This is a genomic window from Chryseobacterium sp. SIMBA_028 (assembly GCF_046535285.1).
Classification (GTDB): Bacteria; Bacteroidota; Bacteroidia; order Flavobacteriales; family Weeksellaceae; genus Chryseobacterium.
The window spans coordinates 1-12487 of record NZ_JAWRWZ010000002.1; the positions used below are offsets into that span (position 1 = coordinate 1).

Consider the following 12487-nt stretch of genomic DNA (forward strand, 5'->3'; position numbering starts at 1 on the left):
GGAAATCAACTTTTATTATAACTTTAAACTAACAAACACTCCCTAAGAGAAAGTCCATTTTCTTTTGAAGACATACAGCCCAAAGCGCATCAGGTTCAATGATAAAACCATCATTGGATATAAAAGGTTTTTCATCTGTTTTTTTAGCCAGTACGGCATTGAAAAGTTGAAGTGTTTTCATGATATAAAAATTAAATAAGTGAGGAGTAATTTTTTTAAAAGAAAAATGCTATAGGAACTCCTTTTACCTATAATTTTGAAAAAGCGGGGAGTAATACCAGTGAATTATAGGAACTCCCTTTGCCTTTATTTTTTGTGGACAGAAAACCTGTGCTTTCTATCATTTTTGCTGAGCAGGCAGGATTCGAACCTGCGTCCCACAAGTTGAGGAACTTCGTTTGCCAACAGCGGAAAGTTGTTGTTGCTCTAACCAGCTGAGCTGCTGCCCATCCATCATTATTAGTTTTTTATGATTAAAAATTACAGATTATGGATTTCTGTATTTCTTCTTTTTCTTCCATGGTGCGTTTTTCTGAACATCACCGGCCATGATACATCCGTAAGGCATTACTTCATCCAGAACTTCACAAAGCCCGTACTCCTCAATCTGGGCTCTCACGTTTTTAGCACTTTTATAAGCACTGGGTAACTCAGAAATATCAATTTCATTGGAGTAGAAACGGATATCCAGCCCTTTGGTTTCTTCATTAAAGATTTCTTCAGTCGTTTTATGAGCCATAGACCTTTTATGCTGACTTCTACTAAAGTTTCTTCCTGCTCCATGAGGCGCAAAACCAAGGTTTCTTTCATTCGTTTTACCCTGAACAATCAATACAGGCTCTGCCATATTCAAAGGAATCAGTCTTGGTCCGGTAATATCAGGCATGAATTTATCATCCAGCGGTGTTGCTCCTTTAGCATGATAGAACAAATCACCATCCTTGAATACAAAATTATGCTCATTCCAATATCTGTTTTCTTTCTCTATTTCCAGTTTGTTTAATACTGCATCATGAATAGATGTATGATTTTCTTTCGTCCATGTTCTGATTAACTGGAGAGCTTCCCAATATGACTTACCCTCTTCAGTATCATAAGGAATCCACGCATTTTCCCTTAATGTTTCAGGAGAAATATCCTGTCTGAAACGGTTAGCTACTTTCATTCCTTTATTATATAATGCCGCCCCTGGAGCTCTTGATCCGTGATGGGTTACCAACATTGTATTTCCTGTATTTTTTGAGATTCCTACAAACAAGAAATGGTTTCCATCTCCCTGAGTTCCCATATGAGAACGTGCAATACTGATCAGTTTCTCATCATTTAAAAAATAGTTTTCTCTAAATGCCTCCATCAATTCCTGAGACATAGGCATCTGTTCACCTCTTGGTCTCCCTCCATATCCAAAGTGCGTTATTGAATGAGCGGTATCCAGAATATCCTTAGGGTTTACTTTTCCAAAGTCTGTAAGCATCACAGAACAACAAATATCTGCGCTATGGAATCCCGGATGAATAGCATTTTTTGCAACTACCACACCCCCTACCGGGATCTGACCTACCGGACCTGTAGGACAGGCATCCGGCATAATTGCTCCTGCTGTTAGTGTAGGTGTCTTCATCAAAACTTTCATCGTTTTGATTACCTTTTCTACATTATCATCTTCACTTTCATGTTCAGCCCTGATATTGATGATAAAATCCTTGGGTGTTTCATGGAGCGGAATAAGTTCAGGTTGTTTGAACAGTTCCAGATATTCCTTGATCTGATCTTCATTCAGATTATTTTCATTGATATAAGTAATGGCATCTTTGAACCATTGAGCTGGTCTATATCCTAATTCGATTAAGTGATTTCCATTAAATTCCATTTGTTTTCTCATTTTGATAATGCAAAGTAATACTCTTGTTGCGCAATAGTTTTGCGTAGATAAGAAATTTTTGATTATTTTTACAAAAACAAATAAATAAAATCAAAAAGGCTAATTCGATATCCATCTATTAGCTATCAAATAATATAATTTAAAACCAATTTTTATGGTATTATTAGAACAGTTACAGCATTTTCCGGAAACGATTGAATTCAGTGAAGTTATTGCTTACATTGATCAACATTATGATTTTACGCCTACTGCATTCAAAAATGGAAGCACCGCAAACGAAGCAGGACAAAATAATGGCTCATGCAAGGTTTTTAGCTTTGCTAAACTTCAGGGACTGACTAAAGGGCAGACCCTTTCTCTTTTTGGAGAATTTTATAGAGAAGACGTGCTAAAAAATCCCAATGGAAATGATCATCAGAACATCAGAAACTTCATGGAATTTGGATGGGAGGGTGTTTCCTTTGAGGCTGAAGCTTTAAAGGAGAAATAATTTTGGAAAAGGGAATTTGCTAATTTGCTTATATAATGCTTCCGCATTGAAGCCTGGCAATTAAATATTACAATCATGTCATCCAATAAAAATGCACTGATCCGTTACAAGACGTTGGATAAATGTCTCAAAAATAAGTATCGAAAGTATACCCTTGAAGATCTTATTGACGAATGCTCTGAAGCGTTGTTCGAGTTTGAAGGAAAAGAATCTTATGTAAGCAAAAGAACGATTCAGCTCGATTTGCAGAATATGCGAAGTGAAAAGTTCGGATATGAAGCCCCCATTGAGGTGTATGAAAGAAAATACTACCGATACAGCGATCCGGATTATAGCATTCATAATATTTCTGTGAATGAAAGTGACCTGAAAGCGATGAATAATGCTGTTCAGATCCTGAAACAGTTCAAGGACTTTTCCATGTTTAAGGAGATGAACGGAGTGATTCAGAAGTTGGAGGATTCTATTCATGCTACCAACCAAAAATCAATCATTCATTTAGATAAAAATGAACAGTTGAAAGGACTGGAGCATATTGATATTCTGTATGAAAGTATTGTCAATAAAAAGGTATTAAAAATTCTTTACAAGAGCTTTACAGCAAAAGAGTCGAGTATTTATACCGTCCACCCTCAATTATTGAAAGAATTTAATAACCGCTGGTTTCTCATCTGTCTTTACAAGCAGAAAATGTATAATCTGGCTCTGGACAGAATGGAGAATATTGAAGCAGATGAAAGCCTTTCCTATATAGATAAGGATCTGGATGGTGATGAATACTTCAAAGATATTGTAGGCGTTACGGTTGCAGAATCAATGCAGCCCAGAAACGTTATATTTTTTGTAGACTCAGCCAATGCCCCTTATGTGAAAACAAAACCACTGCATAAAAGCCAGGAGATCATTAATGAAACAAAGGACGGAACTTTGTTTAAAATCTGTGTGCAGATCAACTTTGAACTGGAAAGACTGCTGTTAGGCTTTGGAGATACTCTGATTGTCCATAAACCACAGAAACTAAAACTGAGAATGGAAGAAAAGTTCAGGGCAGGGCATAAAAATTATCAGGATCTAAACGTTCTTAAAGAAGAGTCTGTGCAAGATCTATAGGTAATCCTCATTTGCATAAATGAAGTATAACCACAAAATTATCTGTTTTTTTTATCTTGGCTTGGAAATTGTAGTAGTTAGGTACAAAATAGCACTATGAAATCAAGAATATTTAAAGCATTAATTGCCATTATAGCACCTATAGCGATAGAATATATCGTTAAAAAAATATCTGAGAGACTTGATAAAAAAGATGATCAGAAAGAGAAAGAACCCAAGCAGATTACTGCTTAAACGTAAAAGTAGTTAAAATTTAAAATTATTGAAAAGAGACTATCGTATCATAACGGATAGTCTCTTTTTTTGTGGATATTCAATAAACTTAAGTGAACTTCTTTTACATAAGTTTTGTAGCTTAAAAATTACTTAAGCGTTTAGAAACTTTTGAGCCTTTGTAGTTTAAATTCCATAGGATTTATATAAAATCATAGATTCCGTCTTTCCATCCCAAGACTTTCGAAGAATCTGCCTTAAGCCAGTTTCTCAAAATAGTGGCATATACTTTTCTAAAATCTTCTTTATAAATAAGATCTCCTTCATTTAGGTTTTGCAGGTCAGGAAGTGCATTTAATAGTCCCTTCTTTTTGAGGTTTCCGCCGATGAAAAACATCTGGTTGGCTGTTCCATGATCTGTTCCGTTGCTGGCATTTTGGGCAACCCGGCGTCCGAATTCAGAAAACGTCATCAATAGAATGTTATTGAATAATCCATTACTTTTCATATCAGCAACAAAGGATTTTACAGCCTCATTGATGTCTCCAAATAATTTTTTTTGTCTATCATTCTGATTGACGTGAGTATCAAAACTTCCGATGGAAAGATAATAAACCTGAGTATTAATATCTGATTTGATGAGAGAGGCTACTGTTTTAAAATCTTTTCCCAGTTGAGAATTAGGATAAGTCTGTTCCGTTTTTTTAGCCTTACTTTTTTCAAAAATATAGTCTGCATTATTGATCGTAGATCCCAATGTTTGATAAAGATAAGAAACCGTTTCATCATCATGATGATGGTCGTAAAGTGATTTGAAATACTTTTCCTGACTTGTCTGATATAACCTTTTGGGATCTTTAAATGCAAATGCTTTATTGTTTTCTCCCTTTAAGGCAAGGCTTAGCATGTCATCTACCTCCAGTGCTTGGGTAGGATGCTCACAACGGTAGCACTCCTCATCCAGAAAACGGCCAAGCCAGCCGGTTTCCAAAAACTCATCACTTCTGCTTGCAGATTGCCAGATATCCATACTTCGGAAATGAGACTTGTCAGGATTGGGGTACCCTACATTGTTCATCACAGAAAGTTCCCCATCGTCAAAGAGTTTCTTAAAGTAGGAGAGGGAAGGGTTAATTCCTGCTTCATCTGTAAGGGATAAAGCATCCTGAACAGCAAGTGTTTTTCTTTCTCTGAAATAAATGTCATTCTTTACAGGGATAATAGTATTCAGTCCATCATTTCCTCCCGTAAACTGGAGTACTACCAGGATATTCTGATGAGGAGCTAAGGCTTCGTCCAGTGTCATGGCCTTTAGAAAATTAGGCATCAGTAAAGAAGCTGTTGCCAATGAACTTATTTTAAGGAATTCTCTTCTTTTGATTAACATAATTTTACTTTTAGGTTAAAGGTGGCAGATGATGGGTTGCTGGTTGTACATTGTAGAACTGGACTATATTTTTATTACTAATTGTTTTTAAACCTATTATGGAATTAAATAGTAAATAATAGACAGGAAGGCTAAACGGTAATTTGCTATTGCCTGTACCCTAAAATATACTCTCTACATTAACTGATATTCAGGGGTAGACATAAGGTTGATAATATTCATCTTTAAACTCTTGTCGGAGAAATTCTTTACCGTATTCATATCCAGACTTTTTGCATTTTGAATCAGATAATCTTCACAGTTTTTATGAGCGAAAATTTTATCTAGACGATCCCAGTCTATGGTGATATTGGGGTTTTTAAAGGTCTTATTTAAGGTTGTTTCCTTAGATTTCATTCCCATATCAATGTCATCATCCTGTCTCGGGCTATATTCTAATGGCCGAAGACCGGACCATATCTGTGGGATCTGAAGTCTCAGCATCAATGTAGAACTGTCAATCCAGGATTTTCCGTTGGGCCAGCCTGAAACGTTGGGCGGGTAAAGTAACATTTGCCCTAATAGTTTTTGATATACGATGAGGTTTTCAGGATTCTGAATCTGCATTGGAAGCACCCGCATCATTCCGGCCATCAGTTCTACAGGAGATTTTATCCTGTTTCCTATATTTTTCTGATCATAAAACCATGAGCTTGAAAATATTTCAATCATCAGTTTTTTAATATCATAACCGGAACTATAGAAATTGGAGCTTAGCGTATTGACTATATCATGATCTACATTTTCATTCACAAAAAACGTATAGATTTTAGTAGTAATAAACCTGGCTGTAGCCTTTTGTTCAAGTATAATATGTAGAGCATCACTTCCGTCAAAATTACCGGTTTTACCTAAGAAAGTCTTTGTTCCCTCATCATGCTGATTTTTCCTTTCCTTAAAATTTCCCTCTTTATCATAGCTCCAGCCAGTAAACGCTCTGGCACCTTCTCTTACATCTTTTTCAGTGTAATTTCCTCTTCCCATGGTAAAAAGTTCCATTACTTCACGGGCAAAATTTTCATTGGGATGATCTTTTTTGTTCTGTTGATTATTCAGAAAATTGAGCATTGCCGGTGATTGGCTTACTTCAAAAAGTAACTCCCTAAAGTTTCCCAGGGCATTCTTCCGGATTGTATTTAAAAGCTGTTGGTTGAATTTTGGATTCAGAACTCTTGATGCAAAATGTCCATGCCAGAAAAAAGCCATCTTTTCTCTCATTTGCTCTTTGCTGTTTACTATTGTATCCAGAAGATTGAGGTTCAGTTCATTATTCTGTTCCCTGTTAAGCCGCTGCATTTCCTTTTTCTTTTCAGCCGGAGCCGTACTGTTCATATAATCTGCTGTTGAATCTATGTCAGGAGTATCATAGGTGATCTCACTAAAGCTGTCTTCTTTAAATAATTCATTCAGCAACGTTTTGATATTTTTATTCTTCAAATCATCAATCTGATTGATGCCGATACCGAAACCGGCACGCCAAAGAAGATGCTTGTTCTTTACTAATGAATCAGCCATGGTGAGATTATTTATTTTTTTGATGAAATTGCTGTAATAAGGTTAAAATAATAACGGGTTAAGGTTTGTTAATATTATTACAAGCTAGAGTTGGCATTGTTTACTGTCCAAAACCTATTCTGCTCTCTGTTTATTGTACAATATACTTCCTGATTCCTAATTGTGAACCTTTTTTTCTTTAATTCTACTTTTTTAACTCCTTTTTTGATAATTTTTGTTAAACAAACATTTAAATTTTGTTAAAAATAAGACGTTGATATTCATTGTTTTATGTTTTTGTTGAGTGTTAAAATAAAAGATATAGCTTTCCTTGGCACGATTTTTACATCCTCTTGTTTAGTAAAATTTAAAAAAAATAGAGTTATGAAAATGTTTAAACAAGCAATATTGCTAGCTGGTATTTTAACAGCAGGAATAGCAAGCGCACAGGACTCAAAAATGACTAATATGATCAAGGTAGGTGCGAATGTTGGTTTGGCAGTTCCTTCAGATAATCTTTCTGCTGCAGTAGGAGTGGATGTAGCTTATCAGAACTTGATTACTCCTGGGTTCGGTTTAGGGATCGCAACAGGATATACTCACTATTTCGCAAAAGAAAATAACGGTTATAAAAATAATGATGTAGGAGTAGTTCCTGTAGCAGCTTTAGTAAGAATCTATCCAAAACAAACTGGTTTCTATTTTGGAACTGATTTAGGATACGGGTTCTTGGTTGGAGATAAAACAGTAGCTTCCAACACAAATGTAGAAAGAGCCAACGGTGGTTTCTACATTAAACCGGAGATCGGATACCACAACAGAGACTGGAACTTCTTCGTACAATACCAAAAGGTTTTTGTAGGAACAAAAGGAGATTTAGCTGGTCAGGACTATAATGTGGGGAATATCGGAGTAGGATTCGGTTATAATATTCCATTAGGAAAGTAGTTAGATTTAATATATAAACAATTATTAACCAAAACCTTTTCACGAAAGTGAAAAGGTTTTTTTGTTCTGTGCAGGATTTACGAAAACAATTATTATATTTGGTAAAATTTGAGGTTATGATTCTGAATCCAAAATTTCCACTTTATTTACCAGGAGTAGAGAACAGTAATAATGATAATGTTTCTATCATTGGGGCAAGCCTCCGTGAAGATGTAACAATCTTAGGCTACTTCGTTTCCGGTAACGGAGGTCTTGAGATAAAAATTCAAAATACATATTCTACCAAGGAATATGCTTCCTTTAATGATATTCTAAGGAAGTTTACCCAGGATAATCAGTTGGAAAACGTACAACGTCTGGGAATGGCTGTGCCGGGGCCGGTTATTGACGGTAAAAGTAGTCCTGCAAGATTGGGCTGGAATTTAGACGTTGAAGAATTTAAGAGAGACTTCGGGTTCGAGAAAGTAGATATGCTGAACGATATGGAAGCATCAGCCTACGGAATGGCTCTTCTTGAAGACAGTGATCTTGAAGCGATCTATACCAGCGGTCATCTTGAAAAAGGAAATGTAGCGATCCTTGCTCCCGGAAACGGACTTGGAGAAGCAGGATATTTCTTTGATGGAAAAAATTTAAGACCTTTTGCAACAGAGGGTGGACATTCTGAGTTTTCACCAAGAACCAATGTAGAAGTTGAGTTTTATCAATTCCTAAATAATATCTATGGAATTGTAAGCTGGGAAAATGTACTTTCCAAGACAGGTTTGTTCAATATCTATAGATTCTTAAGAGATGTTAAAAGACACCCTGAACCGGAATGGCTGGGAGAACGTCTTACTAATGGAAACTTCGCTCAAGAACTTTACAAAGCAGCGGTAGAGGATAATGTTTTAATTTGCAAAATTGCTTTAGATACTTTCCTTGAGTTTTTGGCAAGAGAAGCCAATAACCTGACCTTAAAACTGAAAGCAACCGGCGGGTTACTGATTGCAGGGGATATTCCTCAGATGGTCATAGAATACGTCGATAAGACTAAGTTTTATGAAAAATTCAAGATCAGTGATAAAATGGAAGGAATGCTTAAAAACATTCCGATCTATCTGGTTAAGCAAAATCATACGGCATTAAAAGGTATGGCACTTTATACAGCCTACTACCAAGAATAAAGAGAACTCCGAAGAAATTCGGAGTTTTTTTATAGGATGATATTATTCATAAAAATAATTAAATTTCTTGATATACATCAATGAAATCTATCGAATAAGATAGTTACATTTGCATCACTAAATAAGTAAACAATTCTATCAATGAAAAAAATATTTTTATTAGCAGTTTTAGCTGGTGGTTTAGCTTTCGGACAGTCAAAAAAAGTAGTTGCATCTGATGTTCACTGGTGGGGATATAAAGTAGCAAAATCTGAGGCAAGTTCTCATGACGGAACTGTAAAAGTAAAGTCAGGAGATATGGTAATGAAAGGAAACCAACTTGTAGGAGGAAGCTTCGTATTGGATATGACTTCTATTAATGCTACTGACCTTACAGGAGAGTATCAGCAAAAACTAAACGGGCACCTTAAGAATGGTGACTTCTTTGAAGTTGAAAAATTCCCGACTGCTACTTTCAAAATTACAGGAGTAAAGAAAAACAACGATAAAGTGTACAATTCTTTAGTAACTGGAACCCTTACTTTAAAAGGAAAAACAAGCCCGGTTACTTTCCCTGCTAAAATTTCTTACAGCAAAGGAGTAGTAAGTTTAGTATCTAACAAATTCTCTTTCGACAGACAGAAATTTGATGTAGCTTACAAGTCTACGATGCAGGATGTTTTTGTGAAAGATGATATTGATATGCTCGTTAAGGTGACTGCTCAATAAATTAATCAAAAAAAGATTATTAAAAGTGTAGAAGTTCTACACTTTTTTTTATTTTTGTTGAATTGTAAATAAAAAAGAATGAAAAGATTACTATTGTTTGCTATGGTGTGCGCAAGTATATCATTTGTTTCTGCTCAAAAGAAATTTGATAAGGTATCAAAGGTCACTTCATCAGAGATCAGATGGTGGGGATATAAGGTGGTAAAAACCGAAGCTTCCTCACATTCCGGAACTGTAAAACTGAAGAGTGGAAAATTCAACTTTGACCACACCGTTTTGGTAGACGGAGAATTTATAATAGACATGAGAAGTATGATGGCAGGAGATGTTTCTGATGAAGATCAGATCAAGCTTACTAATGACCTGAAAAGTACCAACTTCTTTGAAGTAAAAAAATTCCCTGTAGCCAAATTCCACTTGACTAAAATTATTCCTTTAGCAAACAGTGAGTATAACTCTACCGTATACGGAGACCTTACCCTTAAAGGAGTGAGAAAAACAATATCTTTCCCTGCGAATGTATATGTTACTCAGTTTACAACATCAATTGAGTCTGCTAAATTCTCTCTGAACAGAAGAGACTTTAAGGTGTTCTATCAATCTTCATTAAAAGATTATTTCATCAAGAATGAAATGGATATTCAGTTTAAAGTTTCTACAGAATTGCTGGATAACGATAACAGAGTTCCTGTTAAAAAGAAAAAATAAGATTAAATACTATATTGATAAAAATGAGCGGTTCTAAGGAACTGCTCTTTTTTTGTGGAAATTTGCAAACTAAGGGTTGAACCCTACGATAAAATCTAGGTTTGTGAGAAAATAATCATTAAACATATTCTTTCAGATTAATCCTATTCTTTAGATGTAACCCATTTCTTTTTACCGTATTTTTTATAATTTAGTACCATGAAAATTTATATTGTAAGCGGTCTTGGAGCAGACTTTAAGGTGCTTGAAAGAATAGAGTTTCCCAAGGATTATGAATTGGTTTTTATAGACTGGCTTATTCCTGAAAAAGATGAATCTTTTTATGCTTATGTGGAAAGGATGGCTGAGAAAGTGGATACTTCAGAACCATTTTGTCTGCTGGGGTATTCTTTTGGAGGAATTATGGTGCAGGAGATCAATCAGCTGAAGCCTGCAGAAAAAGTAGTTATCCTGGGAAGTATCAAATCAGATAAAGAAAAGTCCAAATTTATCAAGACCGGTGAAGTAACAAAGATCCCCAGAATGCTTCCTGTAGGGTTATTTAATACTAAAGCTGCCAGTGTATATGCTTTGGTGCGAAAGCTTTTTGACCCTAAAAATCCAAAGCTTTTACAATATTTCAAGGTCAGAGATCCTTACTATTTAAAATGGTCTGTGGAGAAAGTTTCCGAGTGGAAATTTGAAGAGAATCCAAAGGTGATCCAGATATTGGGAGATAAGGATATTGTTTTTCCGGTCCGTTACTCAAAACCAGACTATGTAATTAAAGGTGGAACTCACTTATTTCCCGCTACCAAATCCAAGGAAGTTTCTAAAATATTGAATGAGGTATTTCAGAAAAATGGATAATATTATTTTCTAAATAATTTTTTTATGGGGTTGGTTTGTTAAAAATGTATTTTTATAAGGTTTTATGTTTAAATTTGATAGGGTTAAATATGAAATTTTATGAAAATAGGATTAAAATGGATCGTTTCGTTCTCCATTATTGCCCTTGTGGCAATCGGTGGTTTATTCTGGAATCCCACTTCAGACGCTACCAGCTCTGGTGAGTTCCTAAGTGAAGATAAGATTGTGGGTGCAGACGTGGCCTGGATTCTTGCGGCGGCAGGCCTTGTTTTACTGATGACTCCAGGGCTTTCTTTTTTCTATGGGGGAATGGTGGGTAAGAAAAATGTAATTTCTACGATGCTGCAAAGCTTTATTGCTTTAGGGGTTATCTCTATTTTATGGGTGGTGATAGGATTTTCTTTATCTTTTGGAGAATCTTTAGGTCCCAATATCAATGGCAATCATTACGGGATCATTGGCAATCCACTGAGCTATCCATTCTTTAGCGGAGTGGGTATTTTCCCTCACAAAATGATGGCATCTACCATTCCTTTCATTCTTTTTGCTTTGTTTCAGATGAAGTTTGCAGTGATTACTCCTGCAATTATTACAGGATCTTTTGCAGAAAGAGTTCGTTTCATTTCCTATCTTTTATTTATTGTTCTTTTCTCTCTTTTCATTTATACGCCGCTTTGCCATATGGTTTGGCATCCTGATGGTCTTTTAAATAAATATTTTGGAGTGAAAGACTTTGCAGGAGGAACCGTGGTGCATATGAGTGCCGGTTTTGCTGCTCTTGCAGGTGCGTTGGTTGTAGGAAATAGAAAAATTTCCCACCATGAACCGTCTAATATTCCTTATGTGCTTTTGGGGACAGGAATGCTGTGGTTTGGTTGGTTCGGGTTTAATGCCGGATCAGCATTAAGTGCGTCTGCATCTGCAGCCACAGCCTTTGGAACAACTACGATAGCCTCTGCTTCAGCAATGATAACCTGGATATTTTTTGATAGAATCAGCGGAAGAAGTGTTTCTGCATTAGGTGCTTGTATTGGTGCCGTTGTAGGATTGGTGGCCATTACTCCCGGATGTGGATTTGTTAGTATTCAGGAGAGTCTTTTTATAGGCTTTATTTCGGCCATTGTTTCTAATGTGATGGTCAACTGGAAAGCTTTAAAGAAGATTGATGATACACTGGATGTTTTTGCCTGTCACGGTGTAGGGGGAATTATGGGAATGATCCTGACTGCTATTTTTGCCCATGGTGAAAATGCGAGCCTGCTTCATGGCGGTATTGAAGTATTTCTTCATCACATGGCTGCATTGGTTTTGGTTTCCGTTTTTACGTTCTTCGGTTCATTGCTTTTATATAAGATTACCAATTCGATCATTACGCTCAGAGTTTCTGAAGAGTCTGAAAATAAAGGGCTTGACCTGTCTCAACATGAGGAAAGTTTCAGTTAATAAAAAGGACATTAAGTTGTACCTAATGCCCTGAATGATATTAATAAAAA

At 35.9% G+C, this 12487-nt stretch carries 13 protein-coding genes and 1 tRNA gene; 9 read left to right on the forward strand and 5 right to left on the reverse strand.

The window, feature by feature from the left end; all coding sequences use genetic code 11:
• Window positions 1-28: 28 nt before the first annotated feature.
• From SCA31_RS02235 to SCA31_RS02245, 3 genes are all read right to left on the reverse strand, one after another.
• Window positions 29-181, reverse strand: coding sequence for a hypothetical protein (locus SCA31_RS02235; RefSeq protein ID WP_410695195.1), 153 nt, complete (start codon window positions 179-181; stop codon window positions 29-31).
• 168 nt (window positions 182-349) lie between these two features.
• Window positions 350-449 (reverse strand) — tRNA-OTHER (locus tag SCA31_RS02240).
• 38 nt (window positions 450-487) lie between these two features.
• Window positions 488-1870 (reverse strand): RtcB family protein, encoded by a 1383-nt coding sequence (locus SCA31_RS02245; protein ID WP_410695197.1) that lies wholly within the window; start codon window positions 1868-1870, stop codon window positions 488-490.
• A 166-nt stretch (window positions 1871-2036) separates the two neighbouring features.
• Here SCA31_RS02245 and SCA31_RS02250 point away from each other — a divergent pair, with 166 nt between their 5' ends.
• The 3 genes from SCA31_RS02250 to SCA31_RS02260 all read left to right on the forward strand — a co-directional run bounded on the left by SCA31_RS02250 (window position 2037) and on the right by SCA31_RS02260 (window position 3716).
• The gene (locus SCA31_RS02250) at window positions 2037-2372 is read left to right on the forward strand and encodes a HopJ type III effector protein (RefSeq protein ID WP_410695198.1); all 336 of its coding nucleotides are present in this window, start codon (window positions 2037-2039) and stop codon (window positions 2370-2372) included.
• 75 nt (window positions 2373-2447) lie between these two features.
• Window positions 2448-3482 (forward strand): helix-turn-helix transcriptional regulator, encoded by a 1035-nt coding sequence (locus SCA31_RS02255; protein WP_410695200.1) that lies wholly within the window; start codon window positions 2448-2450, stop codon window positions 3480-3482.
• Between the two features lie 96 nt (window positions 3483-3578).
• Entirely contained in the window at window positions 3579-3716 is a 138-nt protein-coding gene (locus SCA31_RS02260) for a hypothetical protein (RefSeq protein ID WP_410695202.1), read from the forward strand.
• Window positions 3717-3897: 181 nt separating this feature from the next.
• Here the strand turns inward: SCA31_RS02260 and SCA31_RS02265 are convergent, their stop codons facing one another.
• Window positions 3898-5082 (reverse strand): DUF1501 domain-containing protein, encoded by a 1185-nt coding sequence (locus SCA31_RS02265; protein WP_410695204.1) that lies wholly within the window; start codon window positions 5080-5082, stop codon window positions 3898-3900.
• 174 nt (window positions 5083-5256) lie between these two features.
• Window positions 5257-6636, reverse strand: a complete 1380-nt coding sequence (locus SCA31_RS02270) for a DUF1800 family protein (protein WP_410695206.1) — start codon at window positions 6634-6636, stop codon at window positions 5257-5259.
• 363 nt (window positions 6637-6999) lie between these two features.
• Here SCA31_RS02270 and SCA31_RS02275 point away from each other — a divergent pair, with 363 nt between their 5' ends.
• The 6 genes from SCA31_RS02275 (at window position 7000) to SCA31_RS02300 (ending at window position 12437) form a co-directional block, all read left to right on the forward strand.
• The gene (locus tag SCA31_RS02275) at window positions 7000-7563 is read left to right on the forward strand and encodes a hypothetical protein (protein WP_410695208.1); all 564 of its coding nucleotides are present in this window, start codon (window positions 7000-7002) and stop codon (window positions 7561-7563) included.
• A gap of 116 nt (window positions 7564-7679) precedes the next feature.
• Window positions 7680-8729: a glucokinase gene (locus tag SCA31_RS02280; RefSeq protein ID WP_410695210.1), complete on the forward strand. Its 1050-nt coding sequence runs from the start codon at window positions 7680-7682 to the stop codon at window positions 8727-8729.
• A gap of 141 nt (window positions 8730-8870) precedes the next feature.
• Window positions 8871-9437, forward strand: a complete 567-nt coding sequence (locus tag SCA31_RS02285; RefSeq protein ID WP_106916551.1) for a YceI family protein — start codon at window positions 8871-8873, stop codon at window positions 9435-9437.
• Between the two features lie 78 nt (window positions 9438-9515).
• Window positions 9516-10145, forward strand: a complete 630-nt coding sequence (locus tag SCA31_RS02290; RefSeq protein ID WP_410695212.1) for a YceI family protein — start codon at window positions 9516-9518, stop codon at window positions 10143-10145.
• A gap of 198 nt (window positions 10146-10343) precedes the next feature.
• Window positions 10344-10994, forward strand: coding sequence for an alpha/beta hydrolase (locus SCA31_RS02295; RefSeq protein WP_410695214.1), 651 nt, complete (start codon window positions 10344-10346; stop codon window positions 10992-10994).
• A gap of 99 nt (window positions 10995-11093) precedes the next feature.
• Entirely contained in the window at window positions 11094-12437 is a 1344-nt protein-coding gene (locus SCA31_RS02300; protein ID WP_410695216.1) for an ammonium transporter, read from the forward strand.
• Window positions 12438-12487 lie beyond the last annotated feature (50 nt).